Source organism: Sphingomonas folli (assembly GCF_019429525.1).
Lineage (GTDB): Bacteria > Pseudomonadota > Alphaproteobacteria > Sphingomonadales > Sphingomonadaceae > Sphingomonas > Sphingomonas folii.
In genome coordinates, this window is record NZ_JAHXZL010000015.1 from 35,380 (window position 1) to 58,532 (window position 23,153).

The window sequence follows — 23,153 nt, forward strand, 5'->3', positions numbered from 1 at the left end:
TGCAAGCTCGTTCAAGGCCCCGTGATGGTCGCGAGCATGTTGCCTTCTGCGCGTCGCCGACTGTCGCGTTGATTCGCTCGGACGATGCTGATCCCGAGAGCCATATCGGCTCGGCGCACGACATAGGCCTCGTCTGGACCAAAGCACGTCTTCAGGTGCTCAAGCGCTCTGCCGAAGGTCTCGTCTCCGACTGCCCTCCGCACGCCAGCCAGCCACCGTGCCGAAGCGTAAGGATGTCGCCGTATCCACAAACCTCGTGCGAGATCGGCCACCGCAAGCACCAACCATCCTGCGAGCGCTACAAGCAGTACGAGCGCCGACGCCTTATCGCCGAAGAAGGTGACCGTCAGCGAGGCTATCAGCATCATGCCGGAGACTGGCAGATGGATGATCCCCGGCATGCCGCTGAGTGACCCTACCTCCCATGCGGCGAGCGCCCGGTCGGCCGCGGTCACGGTGTCAGTCGCGCCAGGGATCATGTCCGCCTCCGATGCTGTTCCATGAGCCGCTATCGTGCCACTGCGACGAGCTGTCGTAATGGCATGAGGACGCACCGGAGCTTGCGAAATGCCAGTCGTCATGACGGTGCGCAGTCAGGTCGGTGCCGAAGGGATTGCCGAGCACATCAACGCCGCCGATGCCACCGGTCATGGGCAGGCCATTAGCGGGGTTTAAAGCAGGCTCAATGGTCGCCGAGAGGCTTGGCGAGGCATGCCAATCGTCGAACAACGAGGTGATGCGATCCAGCAGTCCCATGGGTCAAAGTCCTTCGCCAATGAGTGCGCAGCGACGTCCATCTGCCCCCCCACAACGACCGTCCACCGCGGCCGGGTTCGCGCTCGCTGACGGAGATCGTAGCCCGAATTCTTACGCAAAGATCGGGTCCGCGTCGTTCTCCGTTGCATCCAACTTGGAGGCAAACGCCAAGCTCGTCGCAGCGTCCAACATGTGCCCGCCGGATAGTAATTTCTGGGCCACGCAGGCCTTCCTCTGACACGATCGCTGATCCAAAGAACATGGGGCCGAAGCGGGGCCGCCAGCGATCTTTGATCCTGCAGAAAACGGACGGTCGATCCGCTACGCTGATGATATCAGGATGGCTAACCGTCGGGCGGCAGACCGCCTGGCATCCAGTCGCTTGAAACGGCTCTCCGCATCTAATCTTGAACGCCAAGCGGAAGCCGCCGTCGCCAGAAGCGGTTCAAAGCCCGACAAGGTGCGGGCGAGTTTCGCGTTCTCTGTATCTCGGTTTCACAAACGTCGTCGCTTGCCAAAATGCGCTCGCCTGTCGCGACAAAGCCGACTTCAGAGGGCGTCGCTCGCGCGTGCCGGTCTAGCCCTCAAGCTAGCTTCTAGTTGCAGCTTCCACAGCCGCGCACGTGGGCCAATCGCTTCATCAAAGGACTCGAAGGCGGTCGGGTACTGCCAGTGGCGGATGGAGTAGCAGCGAAGCAACCTGGGTTTACGGTGTCCCAGGCGATCGCAAGTGGATCGGATCCTGGTGATGGCTATTTGATCCCCAAAGCGGGCCAAAGAGCGAACGGGCCGCGTTGGAGAGCGATTTGGAGCGGCATTGAGGCGCGCTGTCCCGCGCGCCTAAGTCTTTGCGGAAACGCGATAATCAGGACGTGTTCGACGCTTTGTACGCCAGCCTTATCCGCGCGTACTATGTGCTGAATTGACAGCACACCCTACGCAAGCTTTCGAAAGTGGGGTTATGGTCGCAAACCAGCGAAACCTTCGCTTCAAAGCGTGCCACTTATCTCTCCAATCCTTGCTCATCTGCCGCGCGGAAGCGCCTTCGTTCCGCATTCGACGCCGGAACGTGCTCAAGCCCCTTCCCGACCCGCTGAACGAATGTCTGGTTTTCTCATCCGGCTGCTCGATAGCGGACAGGCAGCAATCCACCCGAAACCGCCGCCTTCAGTTTCGAAGCTGATGTCCACGAACAGCAGCGACGCCCTCCAGGATGCCATCGACGACAAAGGCCGGTGCTTCATGCGGTAGCCCATGCCCAGCTCGCGCAGCAACGTTCTGGCGCGCGTTCGTCGACAGCGCGAGGAACTGCCGCTGCATGCGCTGGGTCGCGTCTTCCAACCGGACAGCGATCGGCTCCGACAATCCAGGCACCATGCGAAAGCGCGGACTATGGGTCAGCACGATCACGGGCTTCTTACCCAGCGAAGTCAGCTGGCGCGCCTCGCGGGCGCTCGTTCGCATGTCCAGTCGCTCCTCGTTCTTGCTCGGATCCGTTTGCATGCTGGTGAGGAACGAACGAGCCTCCGTGACCGCCTTTTCCTCGCCCGGCGCCGGAGGAGGCAAGAGCGCGAGCCATGTCGTGACCTGATCGGGATGCGTCGAGGACACCAACACGAGACCGGCCGTTTCAGCAGGGTATTGCGCAGCGAATACCTGAGCATGGAGCCCGCCGATCGAATGGCCGACAAGAAGGTACGGGCCCTTCACCTCTGCTGCTGACAATGCGGCATGCAGGTCGTGAGCGGCGTCTGAGCTGGAGCGTGGACCAGCCGGGGCCGGATCGCTCGCCCCGAGGCCCGCCCGATCATACAAGCAGACGCGAGTCACCGACCCCACCTGCGCAGCGATCGCCTGCCAACCTGGGTCCTCGACCGGCGCGGTCCCCATTCCGCCATCGATCACCACCGTCGGTGCTCCCGTGCCCTTACAGGAGAGCCGGATTGATCGGTTACCGACATCAAAGCGCCCGTCAGCAGGCTTCTCCGGAGCAGCCGCTACCTGGCCGGGCGCAATACCGGCGATGCAGGACAAGAGCGCGGCGACGGCTAAGGCGCGCATGTAAGCCTCCCAATCAAGCGTGACGATGTAGGCCTGCCGATGGCCCGACCACAATGACTGTGCTCCGGTTGATTCAGCGGACAAACTATCGATGTCGATGTTCAATTAAAGCACGCGAACCGCTGGACTTCACCTGCACCCAGAGCGACAGCACAGCTCGTCTCAGGCGCTGGTGCGGCCGGGTCGCTGCCCCGCCGACACGATCGCCGGGGCTGTGGGTGGTGGGAGCGGCACTGGCGCCGCTCTCCTCGAGAACGAGGACCCACCATGCCTAAGCTCACCGACACCCACACGCTCCTGCTCGCCCATGCCGCACAGCGCCATAGCGGCAGCCTGTTTCCCCTCCCGGAGGCGCTCGCCGGCACGGCGCGGGCGATCAAGGCCATCGCATCGCTGCTACGCCAGGGCCTCGTTGCCGAGCAGGAGACGCGTGTCGCCGCCGAGATCGCGCGCCAGGATGACGATCGCCGCGTCGGCGTCTTCATCACGCCAGCGGGCCTCACCGCCATCAACGCCAACGATGGTGACGGCGCCGCAGTCAGCGACGTTGCGAGCGACGCCGATGCCGCCACGCCGCGCACGAAGGTGTCGACGGTGGTGGCGCTGCTCGAGCGCGACGAAGGCGCGACGCTGCCGGACCTCATAGCAGCCACCGGCTAGCTGCCGCACACCACCCGCGCCGCGCTGACGAGTTTGCGCAAGAGGGGCCACGCTATCGAGCGCACCCGCCGCGACGAGCTCACCTACTACCGCATCGTGCGGAGCGCCTGACTATGGCAGACGATCAGATCACAGCGCTGGAGGCACTGTCCTCCAGCGAGCTGCGCCAGGGCTGGAGCGAAGTCACGGGCAGCGCGGTGCCAAAGGTCAGCCCCAACCTGCTGCGCCTCGCGCTCGCTTGGGAGCTGCAGGCGCGAGCACACGGCGGCCTCTCGCGCGAGACGACACGCGAGCTCGACCAGCGCAGCCGCGGACACACCAAGACAGCGCGGCCGTCGGCTGGCATGCGGCTGGCGCGCGAGTGGCAGGGCCGCCTGCACGTCGTCACCGTCGACGAGGATCAGGTGGTGCGCTGGGACAATCGCGAGTGGCGTTCGCTGAGCGAAGTCGCGCGTGCGATCACCGGCACGCGCTGGTCGGGACCCGCGTTCTTCGGGCTGAAAAAGAAGGTGGCGGCATGACAACGCTGCGTTGTGCCATCTACACCCGCAAGTCGAGCGACGAGGGGCTGGAGCAGAGCTTCAACAGCCTCGACGCGCAGCATGAGGCGTGCTCGGCCTACATCCTCTCACAGGCCTCACACGGCTGGTGTGAGGTCGAGACGCGCTACGACGACGGCGGGCTCTCCGGCGGTACGCTCGAGCGCCCCGCGCTGCAGCGTCTGCTCGCCGACGTCGCCGCGGGTCGCATCGACATCATCGTTGTCTACAAGGTCGACCGGCTCACCCGTTCGCTGCTCGACTTTGCCAAGCTGGTGGAGGCGTTCGACCGCGCTAACACCAGCTTCGTGTCGGTGACGCAGTCGTTCAACACCACCACCAGCATGGGCCGGCTCACGCTTAACATGCTGCTGTCGTTCGCGCAGTTCGAGCGCGAGGTCACCGCCGAGCGCATCCGCGACAAGATCGCGGCCAGCAAGGCACGCGGCATGTGGATGGGCGGCACACCGCCGCTCGGCTACCGCTCTGACCGCCGCAGCCTGGCGGTGGTGGAGGAGCATGCCGCGCTCGTGCGCCACATCTTTACGCGCTACCTCGCCCTTGGCACCGTGCGGCTGCTCGAGGCCGAGCTGAAGCAGCACGGCATCCGTGTGCCTGAGCGCACGACCGCCGGCGGAAAACCGCTCGGCGGTGGCTGGTTCTCGCGCGGCGCGCTTTACCTGATGCTGCGGCGGGTCACCTATGACTGCCGCATCGCGCACGGCGACAAGAGCTACTCGGGCACGCATCCTGCCATCATCCCCGCTGACACCTTCGCGCGGGTGCAGGCCATGCTCTCCGAGCACGTACAGGGCACCCGCACCTCACCACGCGCCAGCAACCCGAGCCTGCTCGCCGGCAGCATCGTTGACGACGCTGGTGAGCCGCTGGTGGCGACGCACGCCACCAAGGGGAAGGCACGCTACCGCTATTACGTCAGCCGCGCGCTTCACGCCGGCGCCAGCAGCACCGGCCTGCGTGTGCCCGCACGCGAGATCGAGCGCGTGGTGGCCGACCGACTGGCGACGCAGTTCGACGATCCACTCGCGCTCACCGCGGCAGCCTGGCTCGACGTACCGGCCAACCGCTTCGCGAGCCTGCACGAGCGTTGCGGTGACATCGCCGCCAAATTGCGCCGCCTGTGTCCGAGCAGCATCGAAGCGCTGGTCGCGCAAGTGCGCATCGCGGATGCGCGAGTGCACGTCGACTGCCGCATGGACGCGGTCGCCACGCTACTAGGCTGCGAGCAGCACGAGGACGCTCCGGCCCTGCTGACGCTGACCGCCGAGGTACGCCTCACCCGCTCGGGCACCGCGATGCGCCTGGTGCAGCGCGACGGCAGCGCCAGCACCGTTCCGGTGGACGCCTCGCTGACACGCCAGCTGCTGCTCGCGCGCACCTGGTGGAAGGAGCTGCGCGGCGGCGAGATCGACGTCACGCGACTGGCCGCCCGCGAAGGCCTGACCGCCTCCTATGTCACGCGGGTGCTGCGGCTCGCCTTCCTGGCGCCCAGCGTCACCCAGGCGATCCTCGCCGGGCGGCTGCGCGCCGGCGTCAGCGCGGCGACACTCACCGCGACCGGCGGCGTGGATGCCAGCTGGAGCGCGCAGGAGGCGCGGCTGCTGCCGACGCCAACAGGCGCCGGCAGGCGGCGAGCCTAGGAGCGGATCCCGAGCGTCTTGCGCGCCGACGCCAGCGCGGCCTTGCCACGCTTCCCCGCCTTGGCGACGACTGCCTCGGCCGCCTGCTCGACGGCGGCGCCCGCCTCCTCAACAGCGGTCACCGCCTTGCGACCGAGACCGATCTGCTTGGCGAGCGCGCGGCGGCCCTCGCTATAGCCCGGCGCCACCATCGGATAGTCGGCCTTGAGGCCGAAGCGCGCGCGGTATTCGTCCGGCGTGAGCCCGTGAGCGGTGAGGTGGCGCTTCAAGCTGGCGTAAGGCTTGCCGTCGATCATGCTGATGATGCGGTCGCGGTTGGCGAGCGACTTTCGTACCGACACCGCTGGTGTGTGCTCGGACGTCGCCGGCACGGCCTGCTCAGATGTCGGCGCCGTCAGCGACAGGACTGCCTCATGCATCGACTGTAGAATAGCCGGCACGTCGCTGGCGCTCACGCGCGTGTGCGGGTTGGCGAGCCACGCCATCGTCACCGCGGCGGCCAAGCCGACGGTGTCATTCTGTTCTTCGCCGCTCATCTCGTTATCCGAACTCATCGCCATTCCTTCGTCGTAGCACGCGCACTGCTGGTCGGTCACGGGCAACTTGGGCCAGCTTGCACCAAGGCCGTATCAGATCAGGAGCGAGTGTTAACCATCACTGCGCCTGACCGCGTCTACAACATCCGCGATGGTCGTGAGTTCATTTACTAGGCGGCGCAGGTCGCCGACGCGCTCCGGGGCCAGGGGATCGATCACGACCTTGGCCGAAACGTCCTCCATCAGCATGCCGGCAGCCGTCATATAGCTGCGGATCAGATCGTCGTTCACGCGCGCCCTCCTCGGGCACGACAGAGCCGTGCGCGCACGCAGAAGTCGAGCTGCAGCTTTCGGCCGCGACGATCAGCCGAGCAGATCGCTCGCCGTGAGCGCGAAGGGCGCAGCGAGCTTCTCGACGACCGTGATCGTCGGATTGCGCGAGCCGCGCTCGATGTCGCTTACATAGGTGCGGTGGACACCGGCACGGTCAGCATAATCCTCCTGGCTCCAACCCTGTTCGAGCCGGAGGCGGCGCAGATTGGCGGAGAGGCGCTGGCGAACGTCCACGTCGTGCTGAAGAGCGCGATGTCGACGAACGATCTACAGACGATGAGAGACATTCCAGTTGATTTGACGCCCGTGTCGAGCATGACGTCAGTCACTGATCGTCGACACACAGGTCGGCGACAGCAGGGAGTGTCATGACCCAGTTCATCCTTTTCATCGACGATGTCGGTGCCGAGTTCACCAAGGCGCGGGTCACCCGCCGCGACGTGACCGCCTTCTACGAGTGGAAGCCGATCCAGTTCGTACCGGTCGAGGTTCGCCCGCTCGAGGTGACGGCCGAGGCCGGCGCGGGCAAGCGCGCCGCCGGCGGCTTCCTCCTGCTCGGTCCCGTCGGCGCGGCGGCGGGTGTGTTGCTCGGCAAGGGGCCAAAGGTCGTGTTCGAGTTCGTGCTACGCGATGGTACGACCCGCAAGGGCGTGGTGCACCAGCGCCACTACCCGGCGCTGCGGCGCCAGGTCGCCGCCGTCCAGACGTACACGCCCGGCCAGCTGCGCAAGCAGCTCGCCACCGTCGTGATCGTCCTGCTGCTCGTGCCGCTCTGCATCGGCCTGGGGCTGGTCGGCAGCGCCGTGCTTCTAGCGCTCATCGTCGGTGTGACGGCGCTCGTGCGGCATCTACGCCGCAGCGACACGGAGGCGACGGCATGAGGTGGCATCGAGCCGCCGCCCTCGTGCTTGGCGCGGTCCTGAGCGGCTGTGCGGCGACGCCGTGGGACTTTCCGGTCCCGACCATGATCGGCGACAAGCAGGGCGTGTCGATGACCGGGTTCATGAAGACCGACAGCGAGGACGAGGTACGCCGGCGCCTCACCGATCGCATGCGCTGCCCGCACGGTCTCGAGTTCGCCTCGCTCACCACCCGGCGCGCCGACAACAAGCTCGGCACCCACATCCTCCAGTATCAGGCGGTGATGCGGTGTGCTGACGCGGCCCCTCGCCAGACACCGCCGGGTAGCCCCACAACCTCGTGACAGAGCCTCGAAGAGGTGAGGCTTGTCGGGCGGGCAGGCCGCGCTACCCGCCTCTCCTCTTCGTACCTCAGCCGGCCCTCAGCGCCTCCGCGGCCCACCCGTGGGTCGGCGATGGCGCTCGTTGCTCGCAGCGCTGCGCCCGCGGCGCCCGGCGACCCAGTGGACGAACTGTGTGACGCTATCGACCTGATCGTCGTGGACCAGGTTGGGGAAGCCCATCATCTCCCGCCGAAGCACCTCCAGCCACGGCGCGGCCTCCGGAAAGCGCACCTGGCCTGAGTAGAGCCGCTCCGAGCTCGTCGTAAGCCGTTCCTGCTTGCCGATCTTGGGCGTGTAGCCGTGCACCTCACACGTAGCGGCGTGATGCTCTGGCGCGCCCAAACAGCGCCAGTCCCGCACCAGCTCGTGCTGAAGGGCGATCCCGGTGCCTGCGTGTTCGACGATGACCGTGTCCGTCTTCCACCGCTCGCGCTCGTGACGCACACGGGCGAGCAGGTCCGGGTAGCTGAGGCGCTGTCGAACCACCTCGAGGAGCAACCAGCTGTCGTTGTGATAGCCCCAGGTCGTCCCCACCGACTAATCCGAGCGCCGCCCGTCGTGAAGCGCGGTATCCCAGCTCTGGACGACGTGGAGCAGCCGCTCGCGGGGCGGTGCGTCACGGTAGGTCGCGATGCGGTTCCACTCGAGAAGCGCGCTTTCGGGCGGCGTCGGGTTCTGCTGGTACTGCGCCTCGAAGTCCGGCCCGCCCATCGCCAGCCGGAACTCGTCCAAGATCGGCCGAGGCTCCGTGCGCGGCTTGAGCAGGTCGCCGGGCTCGCGCGTGATCACCTGCCCGCTCGACAGCGCGAACACCTGCGACGTCTCCGCGATGGCAGGGAGGTTCAGATGCTCGAAGCCCATGTCGATCATGCGTGCGGCCAGGTCGTCCTCGTGCAGGCGCTGCTGCACCGCGATGATCGTCCCCACCGACTTGTCGTTGAGGCGGTTCACCAACGTGTTGCCGTAGAAGGTGTGCACCTTCTCGCGCAGCAGCGGCGAGCGCGCGTCGTCGGCCTTCATCAAGTCGTCGACGATGATGGTGTCCGCGCCGAAGCCGGTCAGGGAGCCGCCACGCGAGGCCCCGCGCCTGAAGCCGTTCTGCCGTGTGCGCACCTCAGCGACCGTGTTGCGCTCGATGCTGCGCGCCGTCTCGGGAAAGACGTGAGCATACCAGCCTGACCGCACGATCTTCTGGAAGTTGCGCGAGTGCTCGCGGGTGAGGTCCTCGGCGTAGCTCACCGCCATGATCCGGCGCGACGGGTTACGCCCCAGCATCCACGCCGGCAGCGCGATGGTGGTGGCGATGCACTTGAGGTGCCGCGGCGGGATGGTGATGAGCAGACGACGGCACTCGCCGCGCTCGACACGCTCGAGATAGTCGCTGAGGATGGTCAGATAGTCGCTGCGCTCCAGCGTGGCGGCCGGGTCGAGCGTGGCGAACACACGCTCGATGAAGACCTGCAGATCCGTCCGGCACAGCGCGGTGACCGCGCTCGCTATGTCAGGCGGTGCCTGCATATCCGCCTCCTTCGGCCATGCGCTGGGTAAAGGCCGCCAGGATCTCGCGGTCACGGCTGTGCTCCGCATCCATCGGCGGGAGCACGTCGGGCACAATGTCCCGCTCGCCGCTGTAACGCAGCGCCGCCTCGATGAACTTCAGGTCTCCTTTGACGGCTTCGTTGACCACACGCTTTGCCATTGCTTCGCGCTTGGTCATCGTTACCGTGCGTCCGTCAGAAGTGCCCGTCACCTTACTGTCAAGCTCTCGACGTATGAGCGTTGCGAAGTTCTTAGACCCCTTCGGACGCCCACGCGGGTTACCTGATTCGCCGGACTTGAAACGATATTCACGCGGCGGATCGCCGCGCGTTGGCCGATGGGGTGCGGGCTCTAGGCTGTGCCCGCCATGCTGTTACTCTGACATGCCACCCTCCTCACGCCGCACGGCGCGTGCGAGCACGCGCGACCGGAAGGACAGGTGCAGCCGACGGCACACCGCTGCGCTCGGCGCGGACCTCGCGAAAGGTCTGTCCAGTAGCTTCAAGCCGCGCCTCTTCGCCGGAGAAGTCCTGCCACCGCATGATGCCGGTGTCGGCGTATACGGGATCAAGCTCCGTCGCGTAGCCGATCCGACCGCTGTCGTGGGCAGCGACGATGGTCGTCCCGCTGCCGGAGAAGAGGTCGAGCACGATGTCCCCGCGCCTGGTCGAGTCGAGGATGGCATCGCGCACCAGCGCCAGCGGCTTGACCGTCGGGTGCAGCTCGCGTGCGCGCACGCGGTCTTCGCCTGCGCCGTGCATGCCCGGATAGCACCAGACATTATGTCGGTCGCGACCGTGCTTGCCCAGTTGAACCTGGTTCAGGTGAGCACTACCTGCTTTGGCGAGCAGGAAGATGAGCTCGTGCCGTGAGCGGTAAAAGCTGCCGAGACCTCCCGATCCTTTATCCCAAATGATGAGATTGAGCAATTTGAGCTCACTTTTTTCCGCAGCATCAAGGACGTGGCGCATGTGCCGGAAATCCATGCAAAAGTACACAAGCCCGCCGTCGATCAGGCTTTCAGCCGTTATTAGCATAGTTTTCGTCAGGAACTTGGTGAACTCGTCATCCGACATTTCACCTGAAGCCATAACGAACTCGCCGTGCTTCCCAGATCCACTGACGTGTCCACCGACTTTTACGTTGTACGGCGAATCCTCGAAAGCTGTCCTAGCTTTCTGACCGTTCATCAGCCTTGATACTGCCTCAGCGTTAGTTGCATCATCGCACAGCAAACGATGCTGACCTAGCAACCACAGGTCACCGCGACGGCTGGTCGGCGCCTCTGCAACGACGGGAACTGGCTTTTCGCTGACGGCCGACGAGAAAACGATAGCGTCGATCTCAGGCTCAACGAAGCCGGTCAGCTCCAGGCTGAAGTCGAGGTCGAGCTCCAGGAGCTCGCTGAACTCGAGCTTGAGCACATCGCGGTCAAAGCCGCTGAGCGTCGCGAGCTTGTTCTCCGCCAGCACAAAGGCTCGCTTCTGCGCCGCATCGAGGTGCGAGAGCGTAATGACGGGCACTTCGGCAAGGCCAAGCTGGATGGCAGCCTCAACCCGTGCGTTGCCGGCGATGATCTTGTCGTTCTCGTCGACGAGCACCGGCACCGAGAAGCCGAAGGCATTGATGCTTTTGGCGATCTTGCTGATCTGGTCGCGCGAGTGGGTACGTGCCTTGCGGCCGACGGCGCTCAGCGATCACGGTGAAACCAGGCGAATTTGGCGCGAAAGGCCGGCCAGCACGTCGTGCTGCGCCGCCTTCGCCTCAGGCGAATGCAAAGTCATGATGATGATCCCGGTTGACGTAGAAAGCAGTAGACCTGACTTGTCTGACGTCGATGGCGGCAAGTGGGTGCCCGTTCACTGCAAATTGATCGCATGTGACAGACGTTTTTGGACATGGACCCGATTCAGGTCCCGCACCCCTCACCGCATAGGCTCACCATCGTTATCTCAGATGCTACAAAGCTAAGCAGTGACTTTGTCGTTTCAATGGCGCGCCGTCCGATTTCTCACTGAAAGCCGCTTTATGCCGCCCTGTTCGGGTGAGCGGCGTCACCAGCGCCAAGCCGCCTCTCACGATGAGCAGGCAGCGCTTTCTCGGATCGCCGGCACGTCCGATGATCGCGATTGACCCTGTTTTGCCCTGTATTTGATGCCCGGCGCTTCCGTCGGCGAGGGTGTGACGCGCAACCGTACTGCAGCCCATGTGATCGGAGAAACGCGCAAGTTTGATGGCGCTCGGAGCGCTCCGCTACCGTCTCTGCGGTACGGACATCCAGAGGATCATGCGTCTGAATGGCGCGGAAACACGCGGTTTTCGCAGTGCCGATCGGGGAGGAGCCGGCGCTCCTCTAAAAGGAGGAGACTGGGTGGCGGAGACGGAGGGATTCGAACCCTCGATACGGTTTCCCGTATGACGCTTTAGCAAAGCGTTGGTTTCAGCCACTCACCCACGTCTCCGGGCCGGCGTGAGGCGCGGCTATAGCGAGCGTCGCCGACGTGATCAATGGCCGCGCGGCGATTCGGTGCGCCGCGCCGCGGAGTCGGGTCGTCGCGGTGTTCATTGCCCCGACAGCACCGCTGTCGCTATGCTACGGCACCGGTGTGGGGACAGTGACGATGCGGACGATATGGCGCGGCGCTCGAGGCGCGATGATGGTGGCCGGGCTGACGCTCGCCGGACCGGGTGTGGTGGGCGCGCAGGTGCGCACGATCGATCCGAACGCCGCGATCGACCAGGACGTCGGCGGCCAGCCAGCGGTGCGCACGCCCCGCGCGCCGCAGACCACGCCCGCGCCCGAGCCGGCATCGCGCGACGACGAGCCGATGCCGGAGACGCCGCCGCTGCCCGCCACCCCGCCGGCGCAGGGGCAGGTCCAGGGCCAGGCTCCCGGCGACGCTCGCGCCAACGCCACCACGACCGCGGCGGAGACCTACAAGCGCGACGACCTGATCGCGGCGGGCGAGGGCGTGTTCGGCAAGGGCGCCGAGGGCTTCGCGCAGATCATCGAGAAGATCCTCAAGGACCAGGGCGAGCCCAACGCCTATATCGCCGGTCGCGAGGCCTCGGGCGCGTTCGTCGTCGGGCTTCGCTACGGCTCGGGGATCATGACGCACAAGGTCGAGGGACAGCGCCCGGTCTATTGGACCGGGCCGTCGGTCGGCTTCGACGTCGGCGGCGACGCCAACAAGGTGTTCGTGCTGGTCTACAACCTCTACGACACGCACGACCTGTTCAAGCGCTTCCCCGGCGCGGAGGGGCGGCTGTACTTCATCGGCGGCTTCGCGGCGACCTATCTGCGCAGCGGCAACGTCGTGCTGATCCCGGTGCGGCTCGGCGTCGGCTGGCGCGCCGGCGTCAACGTCGGCTACATGAAGTTCAGCGAGACGTCGAAATGGCTGCCGTTCTGATCGGGTGAGCGGGCGCCCCACCGCCCCGGCTCGCCCGTCCGATCGGCCGCGCGGGGCTCAGGCGGCATCGCCCCCGTGATCGTCGTCGCCGCCTCGGTCGCGGTACCCGCCCGGTGCATGGAGGCCCATACGTGCCGGATACGCGGCCGCACGTCGGCGCCGAGCGACACCGGGGTGCGGCCGATCAGCGGACCGTGAGGAAGTGACGGGCGAGTGCCTCGGCGATCGGCGAGCCCGAGCCGCCGCCAGGTCCGGGACCGCCGCGCCCGGCGGCAGCCCCCGCGTGGCCCAGGCTCGGACCGAGATCGCACCGATGCCCGAACGGGCGGCCACGGACTCGCCCGCCACGGCGTCTCACCGCGGCCGCGCCGCGCTCGCCCTCATCGCGCGCCGGGGAACTGCGTCGCCTCGAAGCGCAGCGGCTGCCCCTGCGGCACGGCGCCGAGCTCGTCCTCCCACATCGCCACCTCACCCCGGATGATCGTGCCGATCGGCTTGCCCGTCAGCGCCATGCCCGTGAACGGCGACCAGCCCGCGCGCGACGCCAGCCAGCTCTCCTCGATCGTCCAGCGCTTGCGCAGGTCCACCACGGTGAAGTCGGCGTCGTAGCCGCGCGCGATCCGGCCCTTGCCGACCAGCCCGAAGATCCGCTGCGCGCCCGCGCTGGTCAACTCGATCACGCGCTGCAGCGACAGCCGGCCGTTGGCGGCATGGTCGAGCAGCAGCGGCAGCAGCGTCTGGACCCCCGGCATGCCGCTCGGGCTCGCCGGATAGTCCTGGCGCTTCTCCTCGAGCGTGTGCGGCGCGTGGTCCGAGCCGATCACGTCGGGCACGCCCTGGTTGAGCCAGTGCCACAGCCCGTCGCGGTGCGCGCCCGAGCGGATCGGCGGGTTCATCTGCGCCAGCGTGCCGAGCCGCGGATAGGCCTCCTCGCCCGCCAGCGTGAGATGCTGCGGCGTCACCTCGCAGGTGGCGATGTCCTTGTTGCGCCCGAGTAGCTCCAGCTCGGCGGGCGTGGTCACGTGGAGCACGTGGATGCGTCGCCGCGCCGCGCGCGCCAGCCGCAGGATCCGCGTCGTCGCCAGCATCGCGCTCTCGTCGTCGCGCCACACCGGGTGCGACGACGCGTCGCCCGCGACACGCTGGTCGGCGCGCGCGTTCATCCGGTCCTCGTCCTCGGCGTGGATCGCGACGCGGCGGACGCCGTGCGCCAGCACCTCGGCGAGGCGCGAATCCTCGCTCACCAGCAGGTCGCCGGTCGAGGCGCCCATGAAGATCTTCACCCCCGCGGTGCCGGGCAGCCGCTCCAGCTCGGCCAGCTCGCGCGCGTTATGGTTGGTGGCGCCGACGTAGAAGGCATGGTCGCACCACATCCGCCCCGCGGCGCGCGCCAGCTTGTCCGCGATCGCGTCGGCCGAGTCGGTGTTGGGCTTCGTGTTGGGCATCTCGAACACCGCCACCACGCCGCCGCGCACCGCGGCCTCGCTGCCGCTCGCGAGATCCTCCTTATGCTCCAGCCCGGGCTCGCGGAAATGCACCTGGGTGTCGATCACGCCGGGCAGGATGTCGAGCCCGGTGCAGTCGATCCGCCGCGCCGCGTCGCCGCTCGCCCCGATCCCGACGATGCGCCCGTCGCTCACCCCGACATCGGCGGTGACCGGGCCGCCGGGCGTGTGGACGGTGCCGCCGCTCAGCAGGAGATCGTAGCTCGCCATCGTCCGTCCTTTCCGGGTCTTTCACCGCGTGTGCCGCCTCCCTACCTTGCCCGCATGAGCGACACCAGACCGGCCACCACGCTCGCCGACCGCGCGCTGCTGCGGCTCTCCGGCGACGACCCGCGCGGCTTCCTCCAGGGGCTCGTCACCAACGACACGGGCGGCGCGCTGCCGTGCTGGGCGGGGCTGCTGTCGCCGCAGGGCAAGGCCCTGTTCGACTTCCTGGTGTGGGCCGAGGGCGACGACCTGCTGATCGACGTGGAGCGCGACGCGCGCGAGGGGCTGGCGCGGCGGCTGACGATGTACCGGCTGCGCCGCGCGATCACGGTCGCGCCCGACGACGCCCTCGCGGTCCACTGGTCGACGGAGGCGCCGGCGGGGGGCGAGGCGGTGCGCGACCCGCGGCTCGCGGCGCTCGGCTGGCGCTGGCTCGCGCCCCCCGACGACGGCGACGCCTCGGCGGGGTGGCGCGCGCATCGCCTGTCGCTCGGCGTGGCGGAGGGCCGCGCCGAGCTCGGCGACGGTGAGACGCTGTGGCTCGAGGCGAACGCGCGCGAGCTGGGCGGGGTGAGTTTCACCAAGGGCTGCTACGTCGGCCAGGAGAATACCGCGCGGATGCACCACCGCAGCAAGGTCAACCGCCGCCTGGTGGTGGCGCCGCTGGCCGCCGACGAGCCCAAGGGACGCGCGCTCTACCCCGAGCTGGGGCTGATGGTGGCGCTGCGCCGCGTCGAGGCGCTGGGCGACGCCCTCCGTCCGGCGTGGTGGGCGATCGACTGACGCGACCTGGCCGTGCCCCAGCGAGCGCCGGCGCCCGGGACCATGCAGGGTGAGCTCTGGGCCGCGGGCTCGGAGCCCGGCCGAGCCGCACCGGATCGCGTCGGCACGGCCGCGCTCGCCGCGGGGACCTGAGCGCGACCGCGACGCTCACAGCCGGTCGAAGTCGATCTCGCCGTGGCGGTCGAGCCGCTGCTCGGCGGGGGGCAGCGGGTATTTCAGCCCGGTCGCGCAGTTGAACAGCACCACCTCCTCGTCCTCGTCGACCTCGCCGTCGCGCAGCGCCTGGTGATAGGCCGCCAGCGTCGCGCCGCCCTCGGGGCACAGCAGCAGCCCGTCGCGCCGCGCGCAGGCATCGACCGCGGCGAGGATCGCGGGGTCGCCCACCGCCAGCGCCTTGCCGCCGCTCTCGCGCACCGCGCGCAGGATGAGGAAGTCGCCCACCGCGCGCGGCACGCGGATCCCGGCGGCGACGGTGTGCGCGTCCTCCCAGCGCTCGGCATGTTCCTCGCCCGCCTCGAAGGCGCGGACGATCGGCGCGCAGCCCGAGGCCTGCACCGCGTACATGCGCGGTCGCTCGCCGCCGATCCAGCCGAGCCGCTCGAGCTCGTCGAACGCCTTCCACATGCCGATCAGCCCGGTGCCGCCGCCGGTCGGGTAGAAGATCGCCTTGGGCAGCCGCCAGCCGAGCTGCGCGGCGAGCTCCAGCCCCATCGTCTTCTTGCCCTCGATCCGATACGGCTCCTTGAGCGTCGAGAAGTCGAACCAGCGGCCCTCGGCGGCACCCTTGCCGACGATCGCGCCGCAATCGTCGATCAGCCCGTTGACCCGCCACACGCGCGCGCCCTGCGCCGCGATCTCGCGCACGTTCACCTCGGGCGTGTCCTCGGGGCAGAAGACGATCGTCTCGATCCCCACCCGACTGGCATAGGCCGCCAGCGCGGCGCCGGCGTTGCCGTTGGTCGGCATGGCGATGCGGGTGACGCCCAGCTCCTTCGCCATCGCCACCGCCATCACCAGTCCGCGCGCCTTGAAGCTGCCGGTCGGCAGCCGCCCCTCGTCCTTGACCCAGACGTTGGCGCCCCCGCTCGCCGGGATCGGCACCAGCGGCGTCTCGATCTCGCCGAGGCTGACGACGTTCGCGGTGTGCCGCACCGGCAGCAGCTCGCGCCAGCGCCACAGGTCGGTCGCGCGCGCCGCCAGCGTCTCGCGCGGCAGCGCGGCGCGGACCGAGTCGAGGTCGTAGCGCACCAGCAGCGGCCGTCCGGCACGCGAGAGGTTGTGGAGCTGGTCCGCCGCGTAGCGCTCGCCGGTCAGCGAACACTCCAGATGAGTCACGAAGGTGGCGCGGTCGGCGGTGAGATTGTCGTTCATGCCTCTAGCCTTAGCGGGTGGTGCCGCGGCGTCCACCGGGGCGACGTGTTCTGCCGCTACAATGGACGGTGGAGATCGAGTATGACGTGGCCAAGGATGCGGCCAACCGGGCCAAGCACGGGATCGCGCTGGGACGGGCGGCGGAGATGGAGCAGACCGTGGCGATCGCCGACCCTCGCTTCGACGAGCCGCGCTATCGGCTCTACGGTTTGATCGATGGCATGCCGTATCGCGCGGCCGTGACCTGGCGCGACCGGCGCCTGCGGATCATCAGCCTGCGGCGCGCCCGCGCCAAGGAGTATCGGCGCTATGTCCGACCGACCTGAGATCGACGACGTCGTGTTCGACGACGACAATCCGGAGTGGACCGAAGCCGATTTCGCGCGCGCCCGCCCGGTCGAGGAGTTGCCCTTCGCGGCCGCTTTCCCCCGTTCCGCGACGCATGCGCCGAATGACACCATGGTCATGGTTCCGCTCCCCCGCGACGTGGTCGACACGTAACGCGCCATCGGCGAAGGCTGGGACGCGCGGATCGCGGCGGTGCTCCGCGCCGCCCGGCCCTGAGCGGCGGCGGACCGCGCCGATCGCGCCGCCCCCCCTCGCCTCACTCCGGCTTCTTCGCCACCCCGACCAGCGCCGGGCGCAGCAGCCGGTCCTTGATCATCCAGCCCGACTGCATCTCCTGCACCACCGTGCCCGGCTCGGCGTCGCTCGGCAGCTCGACCATCGCCTGGTGACGGTTGGGGTCGAGCGGCTGGCCCATCGCCTCGATCTTCGTCAGTCCGTGGCGCGAGAAGACGTTGGTCAGCTCGCGCCCGGTCGCCTCCAGCCCGGTGACCAGCCCCTTGAACTTGTCGTCGGCGCGCAGCTCGGCCGGGATCGCGGCCAGGGCGCGCTCGAGATTGTCGTTCACCGAGAGCACGTCGCGCGCGAAATTCGTGGCGGCATAGGCGCGCGCGTCGGCGGCGTCCTTCTCGGCGCGGCGGCGCACGTTCTGGATGTCGGCCTGGGCGTACAGCGTCTCCTGGCGCGCCGCGGCGAGCTGGTCCTCCAGCTCGGCGATGCGCTGCGCCTGGGTGTCGTGCTCGGCCACCTCGGGCGCGGCCTCGGCGGTGGCCTCGCGCAGGTCATCGGCGGAAGTCGGTTGGTCGCTCATTCTATCCCTGTCTCACTAAGCGTCTCGAACGGCGTGCACGCGCGTCACCCGAGCAGGCGGGCGAGCGTCGCGGCGGTGAAATCCACCATGGGCACGACCCGCGCATAGTTCAACCGCGTCGGCCCGATCACCCCGACCACGCCGACCACGCGCCCGTCGTGCCCGCGGAACGGCTTCGCGATCACCGAGGATCCCGACAGAGCGAACAGCTTGTTCTCCGCGCCGATGAAGATCCGCGTCGCGTCGCCGGCGCGCGCCGAGTCGAGCAGCGCGGCGATCTCCTGCTTGCCCTCGAGATCGTCGAGCAGCCCGCGGACGCGCTCCAGGTCGGCGGTGGCGGCGTCGTCGAGCAGCCGCCCGTGGCCGCGCACGATCAGCACCGGGCGGCGCGCGCCGTCCTCGCTCCACACCGCCAGCCCGCGCTCCACCAGCGCGCGCGCGGCGGCGTCGAGCGCGCTGCGCCCGTCGGCCAGCTCGCGCTCGAGCCGCTGGCGCGCCTCGGCGAGCGTGAGGCCGCCCAGCGTCGCGGTCATGTAATTGCCCGCCTCGACCAGCGCCGACGGATCGAGCGCGGCGGGCAGGTCGATGACGCGATTCTCCACCGCACCGTCCTCGCCGACCAGCACCGCCAGCGCCTGGGCGGGGCCGAGCGGGACGAAGCCGATCGAGCGCAGCACCGCCTCGCGCTTGGGCACCATCACCAGCCCGGCGCAGGCCGACAGGCCCGAGAGCGCCGCGGTGGTGGCGGCGAGCGCCTCCTCGACCGGCCCGGCCGCGGCGGCGCGCGCCTCGATCTGCGCGCGCTCCTCGAGCGAGGGCTCGCGCGCCTGCATCATGCCGTCGACGAAGAGGCGGAGGCCGCGCTCGGTCGGCATCCGCCCCGCCGAGGTGTGCGGCGCCGCCAACAGCCCCGCCAGCTCGAGCTGCGCGAGCACGTTGCGGATCGACGCGGGCGAGAGGTTGAGCCCCGCCTGCGCCAGCGCCTTGGAGCCGACCGGCTGGCCGCTGTGGAGATAGCCGTCGACGACGCGGCGGAAGATGTCGCGCGCGCGGTCGGTCAGCTCGGCGATCGGGGGGGAGGGCGTCACCGTCGCAATGTAGGCGGCGGCGCGCGCGGGCTCAACCGGGCGCGCGGCGGGTGGCGTCCGGGGCGCGAATGTTGCGAATGTTGAGTCACTGGCGCGTGTCGGGGCGAACGTTGAGTCACCCTTGCGGGGGCGGGCGACGAGAGCGGATGCCGAGGCGCCGGCGCGGGCGGCGGCGGATGTCGCGGGAGCGGTCACGCGTGCGGGATAGCAGGACGGGCGGGAGGTAGGACAGCGCGCGCCCCGCGCCGATCCTCCCCGGCACGGGGAGGGGGACCATGCGCAGCATGGTGGAGGGGGACTTCCGCGAGCGCCGCGCCGCGTGGCGAATCCCCTCCACCACCGCGCTGACGCGCGGCGGTCCCCCTCCCCGCCGAGCGGGGAGGATCCCTGCCGGCTGATCGAACGGCCTGCCCGGCTCCCGGCCAGCGGGTTCGAGCCGACGCGCGCCGCGCCGCGTGGCGAACCCCCTCCACCACCGCGCTGACTTGCGGCGGTCCCCCTCCCCGCCATGCGGGGAGGATCCCTGCCGGCCGATCGAACGGCCTGTCCGGCTTCAAGTCAGCGGGTTCGAGCCGACGCGCGCCGCGCGGCGCGGCGAGCCCCCTCCATCACCGGCCCGCGGGGAGGATCTCGGCCCGTCAGTCGAACAGCCCGTCCTGGCTCCCCGCCGGGGGGTTCAACCCGAGGTGCTTCCACCCGCCGGCGTTGAGCACGCGCCCGCGCGCGGTGCGCGCCACCAGCCCGAGCTGGATCAGATAGGGCTCGATCACTTCCTCGATCGTATCGCGCGGCTCGCTCAGCCCGGCGGCCAGCGTCTCTACCCCGACCGGACCGCCGCGGTACACGTCCGCGATCATCGTGAGGTAGCGCCGGTCCATCGCGTCCAGGCCGAGCGAGTCCACCTCGAGCCGGTTGAGCGCGCGGTCGGCCACGCCCGAATCAACCGTCGTCGCGCCCGCGACATTGGCGAAGTCGCGCACGCGCCGCAGCAGCCGCCCCGCGATCCGCGGCGTGCCGCGCGCGCGCCGCGCGATCTCGGCGGCGCCGTCGGGGGCGATGCCGAGGTCGAGCAGCCCCGCCGCGCGCGCCACCACGCGGGTCAGCTCCTCCACGGAGTAGAATTGCAGCCGCACCGGGATGCCGAACCGGTCGCGCAGCGGCGTGGTGAGCAGCCCCTGCCGCGTCGTCGCGCCCACCAGCGTGAAGCGCGGCAGGTCGATCCGCACCGAGCGCGCCGACGGCCCCTCGCCGATCATCAGGTCGAGCGCGCGGTCCTCCATCGCGGGGTAGAGCACCTCCTCGACCGCGGGCTGGAGCCGGTGGATCTCGTCGATGAACAGCACGTCGCCGTCCTCGAGGTTGGTGAGCAGCGCGGCGAGGTCGCCCGACTTGGCGATCACCGGCCCCGAGGTGGCGCGGAAGCCCACCCCCATCTCGCGCGCGATGATCTGCGCCAGCGTGGTCTTGCCGAGCCCGGGCGGGCCGAAGAACAGGACGTGGTCGAGCGCGTCGCCGCGCGAGCGTGCCGCGTCGATGAAGACGCGCAGGTTCTCGCGCGCGGCCTTCTGGCCGACGAAATCGTCGAGCGTCTTGGGGCGCAGCGCGGCGTCGACGTCCTCGACGCGGCGCGTGGATGAGATCAGGCGGTCGGCGTCGGTCACGCTTCGTTCCGTAGCGCGCGCCGGCGCGCGGGCAAAGCCCCGGTGGGTGTCTCAGGGCCGTCGTCGTGGGCACGCCACCTGCCCCATGTTCGTCATCCCCGCGCAGGCGGGGACCCAGACGCGCGGAGCCGGCGGCAGGAGCGCGACGACCGCGGGATCGTCTATCCTTCCGACGCTGAGACACGGCCGCGGCTCAGGTCAGGGAGAGCGCCGCGGCGTCAGCGCGTCTGGATCCCCGCCTGCGCGGGGATGACGGGGGAGGGAATGGCGGGGGAGGGAATGGCGTGATCGTATCGACCCAGACGCAGGGCCGTCACCCGTACCCGACGGTGCCAGCACCCCGCGGCGCTCACGCCAGCCGGTCGACCACCATCCCGCTGCTGCCCGGCGCGGGGCTGCCGTAGGTGGTGCCGCCGCCGAGGCTGGCGCGCAATTTGTCGAGCACGCGATCGAACTGGTCGAGCTGCGCGCCGGCACGACGGATCAGGCTGCCGGTCGAGACGGTCGTGTCGCTCTCGCCGAAGAAGTCCTTGAGCGAGGCGCCCGCGGCCGCGCTGAGCGCGCCGCCCGTCACCTGCGAGTCGACCCGCGCGCCGATCGTGCGATCCTGCGCCGGCGCCGCGGCGGGCGCGGCCGCCGCCGGCGTCGCCGCGCGCGCCGCCGGCGCGGCCGCGGGGGCCAGCGACGAGGAGGACAGCAGCGGCGTCAATGCGGTCACGGAGAACTCCCGGCGCCGCCGTCGGCGCCTTCGGCCAAAGGATTAGGCCGACAATGGTTGCTCAAAGGTGACCGGCTCGCCGCCCGCCCGACTCATTCCGTCGCAGAACCGGCGAAAATACAGCGTCATCAGCGAGTTGCGTTATATTTCAGCTGATCCGGCGTGAGCTGGAAGCCGACCAGCGCCTCGAAGCTGGCCGAGGCCACCGCGGTGCGCACCTGCGGGTCGGCGAGCGGGTCGAGCGCGGCGTCCTCGTCGCCCGCCTTGCGCTTCTTGGTCAGCCGGTCGCGCACCTCGGACGGCAGCGTCGCCGCCGAGCGTGCCACCGCGCTGGTCGCCTCGCCCGTCGCGGTGGCGACCGGCTGGCCCGCGTCGAAGTGGAGCGCGACCTGGCCGAGGCGCTTGGCCACCACCGAGCTGCCGCCGCGCGTGATCGCGATGAAATAGGGCAGCGTCACGTCGCGCGGCGCGTCGGCGCGGACGCGACGCGCGCGCACGTCGAAGGTGACGCGCGTGATCACGTCGCTGCCCTGGTCGTCGCAGGTCGAGCGCACGTTGCTGATCGTCGCCACCGTGTCGATCGCGCTGGCGGTGCGGCTGGCCGGCGGGTCGAACAAGGTGACGTCGCCCGTGCCCGCGGGCACCGCCACGGTCGGGCAGACCGATCGCACCGCGGTGATGCCCGCGCCGCCGCGCGAGACGTCGATCTCGCCGGTGCGCGCGCAGCCCGCCGCGAGCAGGAGGATCAGCGCGGCGGCGAGCGGGCGGTAGGAAGTCACGCGGGCAGGGTTCACAGGGCAATCCCGACAATCAGCACATGCGACAACGGGGCCGCGCGAACGGCCCCGGTCACGCCCGCAGCATAGGAACCGACTATCGCCGGAGCAAGCATTGGCGTAGACGCGGGCGCATGGCCGAACCCGTTCCCGCCCGCCGCCCGCTCGAGCTGCTGATCGCCGCGCCGCGCGGCTTCTGCGCCGGCGTCGACCGCGCGATCCGCATCGTCGAGCTGGCGATCGAGAAGCACGGCGCGCCCGTCTACGTCCGCCACGAGATCGTCCACAACAAGTTCGTGGTCGACTCGCTCAAGGCCAAGGGCGCGGTGTTCGTCGAGGAGCTGGACGAGGTGCCCGACGGCGCGCCCGTCGTCTTCTCGGCGCACGGCGTGCCCAAGTCGGTGCCCGCGGCGGCGCAAGATCGCGGGCTCGACTATCTCGACGCCACCTGCCCGCTGGTCTCCAAGGTCCACCGCCAGGCCGAGCGGCTGGTCGCGGCGGGGCGGCACATCCTGTTCATCGGCCACGCCGGCCACCCCGAGGTGATCGGCACCTTCGGCCAGGTCCCCGCCGGCGCGATGACGCTGATCGAGACGGTGGAGGACGTCGCGCGGCTGGCGCCGGGCGATCCCGCCAACCTCGCCTTCCTCACCCAGACGACCCTGTCGGTCGACGACACCGCCGCGGTGGTCGCCGCGCTGCACGCGCGTTTCCCCGCGATCCAGGCGCCGCACGGCGAGGACATCTGCTACGCCACCTCGAACCGCCAGGCGGCGGTGAAGGCGATCGCCGGGGCGTGCGACGCGGTGCTGGTGATCGGCGCGCCCAACTCGTCCAACTCGCTGCGGCTGGTGGAGGTGGCGGAGCGCCACGGCATCCGCTCGGCGCTGATCCAGCGCGCCGCCGAGCTCGACTGGGCCTTCCTCGACGGCGTGGGCACGCTGGGGGTCACCGCGGGTGCCTCGGCGCCCGAGCTGCTGGTGCGCGAGCTGGTCGACCTGCTCTCGACCCGCTTCGACGTGACCGAGCGCGAGGAAGAGACCACGCGCGAGACGATCGCCTTCAAGCTGCCGCGCGGGCTGGAGGCGGAGGCGGCGTAGCGGATCGGGGTGGAGCCCAGCTCATCCTCCCCTGGAAGGGAAGGATC

The 23,153-nt window shown here is 69.3% G+C and carries 26 protein-coding genes, 1 tRNA gene and 1 pseudogene; 10 read left to right on the forward strand and 18 right to left on the reverse strand.

Annotated elements, in window-relative coordinates; all coding sequences use genetic code 11:
- Positions 1-11: 11 nt before the first annotated feature.
- The 3 genes from KZ813_RS19250 to KZ813_RS19260 all read right to left on the reverse strand — a co-directional run bounded on the left by KZ813_RS19250 (position 12) and on the right by KZ813_RS19260 (position 2,922).
- A complete protein-coding gene (locus KZ813_RS19250) occupies positions 12-479 on the reverse strand; it encodes a hypothetical protein (RefSeq protein WP_219756617.1) in 468 nt (155 codons plus the stop codon).
- Positions 460-756: a hypothetical protein gene (locus tag KZ813_RS19255; RefSeq protein ID WP_219756618.1), complete on the reverse strand. Its 297-nt coding sequence runs from the start codon at positions 754-756 to the stop codon at positions 460-462. Before KZ813_RS19255 ends, KZ813_RS19250 begins: the two co-directional genes overlap by 20 nt.
- Before the next feature lie 1,167 nt (positions 757-1,923).
- Entirely contained in the window at positions 1,924-2,922 is a 999-nt protein-coding gene (locus KZ813_RS19260; protein WP_219756619.1) for an alpha/beta fold hydrolase, read from the reverse strand.
- A gap of 162 nt (positions 2,923-3,084) precedes the next feature.
- Here KZ813_RS19260 and KZ813_RS20305 point away from each other — a divergent pair, with 162 nt between their 5' ends.
- The 3 genes from KZ813_RS20305 (at position 3,085) to KZ813_RS19275 (ending at position 5,677) form a co-directional block, all read left to right on the forward strand.
- Positions 3,085-3,477, forward strand: a complete 393-nt coding sequence (locus tag KZ813_RS20305; RefSeq protein WP_258046965.1) for a DUF3489 domain-containing protein — start codon at positions 3,085-3,087, stop codon at positions 3,475-3,477.
- Between the two features lie 113 nt (positions 3,478-3,590).
- On the forward strand, positions 3,591-3,998 hold the full coding sequence (locus KZ813_RS19270; protein ID WP_219756620.1) for a DUF2924 domain-containing protein: 408 nt from the start codon (positions 3,591-3,593) through the stop codon (positions 3,996-3,998).
- Positions 3,905-5,677: a recombinase family protein gene (locus KZ813_RS19275; RefSeq protein ID WP_308461938.1), complete on the forward strand. Its 1,773-nt coding sequence runs from the start codon at positions 3,905-3,907 to the stop codon at positions 5,675-5,677. The genes KZ813_RS19270 and KZ813_RS19275 overlap by 94 nt, the downstream gene beginning before the upstream one ends.
- Here KZ813_RS19275 and KZ813_RS19280 read toward each other — a convergent pair.
- From KZ813_RS19280 to KZ813_RS19290, 3 genes are all read right to left on the reverse strand, one after another.
- Positions 5,674-6,213, reverse strand: a complete 540-nt coding sequence (locus KZ813_RS19280; RefSeq protein ID WP_219756683.1) for a Ros/MucR family transcriptional regulator — start codon at positions 6,211-6,213, stop codon at positions 5,674-5,676. The genes KZ813_RS19275 and KZ813_RS19280 overlap by 4 nt on opposite strands.
- A gap of 111 nt (positions 6,214-6,324) precedes the next feature.
- Positions 6,325-6,504: a hypothetical protein gene (locus KZ813_RS19285; RefSeq protein WP_219756621.1), complete on the reverse strand. Its 180-nt coding sequence runs from the start codon at positions 6,502-6,504 to the stop codon at positions 6,325-6,327.
- 72 nt (positions 6,505-6,576) lie between these two features.
- The gene (locus KZ813_RS19290) at positions 6,577-6,780 is read right to left on the reverse strand and encodes a helix-turn-helix domain-containing protein (protein ID WP_219756622.1); all 204 of its coding nucleotides are present in this window, start codon (positions 6,778-6,780) and stop codon (positions 6,577-6,579) included.
- A 134-nt stretch (positions 6,781-6,914) separates the two neighbouring features.
- Here KZ813_RS19290 and KZ813_RS19295 point away from each other — a divergent pair, with 134 nt between their 5' ends.
- Together KZ813_RS19295 and KZ813_RS19300 are read left to right on the forward strand one after the other, a co-directional pair.
- The gene (locus KZ813_RS19295; protein WP_219756623.1) at positions 6,915-7,427 is read left to right on the forward strand and encodes a hypothetical protein; all 513 of its coding nucleotides are present in this window, start codon (positions 6,915-6,917) and stop codon (positions 7,425-7,427) included.
- Between the two features lie 83 nt (positions 7,428-7,510).
- Positions 7,511-7,750, forward strand: coding sequence for a hypothetical protein (locus tag KZ813_RS19300; RefSeq protein WP_219756624.1), 240 nt, complete (start codon positions 7,511-7,513; stop codon positions 7,748-7,750).
- Positions 7,751-7,828: 78 nt separating this feature from the next.
- On the opposite strand, the gene terL is transcribed toward KZ813_RS19300, so the two are convergent.
- From terL to KZ813_RS19325, 5 genes and pseudogenes are all read right to left on the reverse strand, one after another.
- Positions 7,829-8,323, reverse strand: coding sequence for a phage terminase large subunit (gene terL, locus KZ813_RS19305; RefSeq protein ID WP_219756625.1), 495 nt, complete (start codon positions 8,321-8,323; stop codon positions 7,829-7,831).
- 3 nt (positions 8,324-8,326) lie between these two features.
- Positions 8,327-9,232, reverse strand: a complete 906-nt coding sequence (locus tag KZ813_RS19310) for a hypothetical protein (protein WP_219756626.1) — start codon at positions 9,230-9,232, stop codon at positions 8,327-8,329.
- A 58-nt stretch (positions 9,233-9,290) separates the two neighbouring features.
- Positions 9,291-9,626, reverse strand: a pseudogene (locus tag KZ813_RS19315) (DUF5681 domain-containing protein); the annotation flags it as partial.
- Between the two features lie 97 nt (positions 9,627-9,723).
- Positions 9,724-11,022, reverse strand: a complete 1,299-nt coding sequence (locus KZ813_RS19320) for a site-specific DNA-methyltransferase (protein WP_258046976.1) — start codon at positions 11,020-11,022, stop codon at positions 9,724-9,726.
- Positions 11,023-11,700: 678 nt separating this feature from the next.
- Positions 11,701-11,790, reverse strand: a tRNA-Ser gene (locus KZ813_RS19325).
- A gap of 159 nt (positions 11,791-11,949) precedes the next feature.
- On the opposite strand from KZ813_RS19325, the gene KZ813_RS19330 reads away from it, so the two are divergent.
- Positions 11,950-12,741: a DUF1134 domain-containing protein gene (locus KZ813_RS19330; protein WP_219756628.1), complete on the forward strand. Its 792-nt coding sequence runs from the start codon at positions 11,950-11,952 to the stop codon at positions 12,739-12,741.
- A 380-nt stretch (positions 12,742-13,121) separates the two neighbouring features.
- Here KZ813_RS19330 and KZ813_RS19335 read toward each other — a convergent pair whose 3' ends face one another.
- Positions 13,122-14,456 (reverse strand): dihydroorotase, encoded by a 1,335-nt coding sequence (locus KZ813_RS19335; RefSeq protein WP_219756629.1) that lies wholly within the window; start codon positions 14,454-14,456, stop codon positions 13,122-13,124.
- A 54-nt stretch (positions 14,457-14,510) separates the two neighbouring features.
- Between KZ813_RS19335 and ygfZ the strand changes: the two genes are divergently transcribed.
- Positions 14,511-15,236 carry a CAF17-like 4Fe-4S cluster assembly/insertion protein YgfZ gene (ygfZ, locus tag KZ813_RS19340; RefSeq protein ID WP_219756630.1) on the forward strand — a complete coding sequence of 242 codons (726 nt, stop codon included), beginning with the start codon at positions 14,511-14,513 and terminating at the stop codon, positions 15,234-15,236.
- Between the two features lie 147 nt (positions 15,237-15,383).
- Here the strand turns inward: ygfZ and KZ813_RS19345 are convergent, their stop codons facing one another.
- Positions 15,384-16,607, reverse strand: coding sequence for a threonine synthase (locus KZ813_RS19345; protein ID WP_219756631.1), 1,224 nt, complete (start codon positions 16,605-16,607; stop codon positions 15,384-15,386).
- A gap of 68 nt (positions 16,608-16,675) precedes the next feature.
- Here KZ813_RS19345 and KZ813_RS19350 point away from each other — a divergent pair, with 68 nt between their 5' ends.
- The gene (locus KZ813_RS19350; RefSeq protein ID WP_219756632.1) at positions 16,676-16,933 is read left to right on the forward strand and encodes a BrnT family toxin; all 258 of its coding nucleotides are present in this window, start codon (positions 16,676-16,678) and stop codon (positions 16,931-16,933) included.
- The gene (locus tag KZ813_RS19355; RefSeq protein WP_219756633.1) at positions 16,917-17,108 is read left to right on the forward strand and encodes a hypothetical protein; all 192 of its coding nucleotides are present in this window, start codon (positions 16,917-16,919) and stop codon (positions 17,106-17,108) included. Before KZ813_RS19350 ends, KZ813_RS19355 begins: the two co-directional genes overlap by 17 nt.
- Before the next feature lie 103 nt (positions 17,109-17,211).
- Here the strand turns inward: KZ813_RS19355 and grpE are convergent, their stop codons facing one another.
- The 5 genes from grpE to KZ813_RS19380 form a co-directional block, all read right to left on the reverse strand.
- Positions 17,212-17,763 (reverse strand): nucleotide exchange factor GrpE, encoded by a 552-nt coding sequence (gene grpE, locus KZ813_RS19360; RefSeq protein ID WP_219756634.1) that lies wholly within the window; start codon positions 17,761-17,763, stop codon positions 17,212-17,214.
- A gap of 44 nt (positions 17,764-17,807) precedes the next feature.
- Positions 17,808-18,851 carry a heat-inducible transcriptional repressor HrcA gene (hrcA, locus tag KZ813_RS19365; protein WP_219756635.1) on the reverse strand — a complete coding sequence of 348 codons (1,044 nt, stop codon included), beginning with the start codon at positions 18,849-18,851 and terminating at the stop codon, positions 17,808-17,810.
- 638 nt (positions 18,852-19,489) lie between these two features.
- On the reverse strand, positions 19,490-20,512 hold the full coding sequence (ruvB, locus tag KZ813_RS19370) for a Holliday junction branch migration DNA helicase RuvB (protein WP_219756636.1): 1,023 nt from the start codon (positions 20,510-20,512) through the stop codon (positions 19,490-19,492).
- A gap of 349 nt (positions 20,513-20,861) precedes the next feature.
- Positions 20,862-21,230 carry a hypothetical protein gene (locus KZ813_RS19375; protein ID WP_219756637.1) on the reverse strand — a complete coding sequence of 123 codons (369 nt, stop codon included), beginning with the start codon at positions 21,228-21,230 and terminating at the stop codon, positions 20,862-20,864.
- Between the two features lie 128 nt (positions 21,231-21,358).
- Positions 21,359-22,024 (reverse strand): hypothetical protein, encoded by a 666-nt coding sequence (locus tag KZ813_RS19380; RefSeq protein ID WP_308461939.1) that lies wholly within the window; start codon positions 22,022-22,024, stop codon positions 21,359-21,361.
- A 116-nt stretch (positions 22,025-22,140) separates the two neighbouring features.
- Here KZ813_RS19380 and ispH point away from each other — a divergent pair, with 116 nt between their 5' ends.
- Positions 22,141-23,106, forward strand: a complete 966-nt coding sequence (ispH, locus tag KZ813_RS19385) for a 4-hydroxy-3-methylbut-2-enyl diphosphate reductase (protein ID WP_219756638.1) — start codon at positions 22,141-22,143, stop codon at positions 23,104-23,106.
- Positions 23,107-23,153 lie beyond the last annotated feature (47 nt).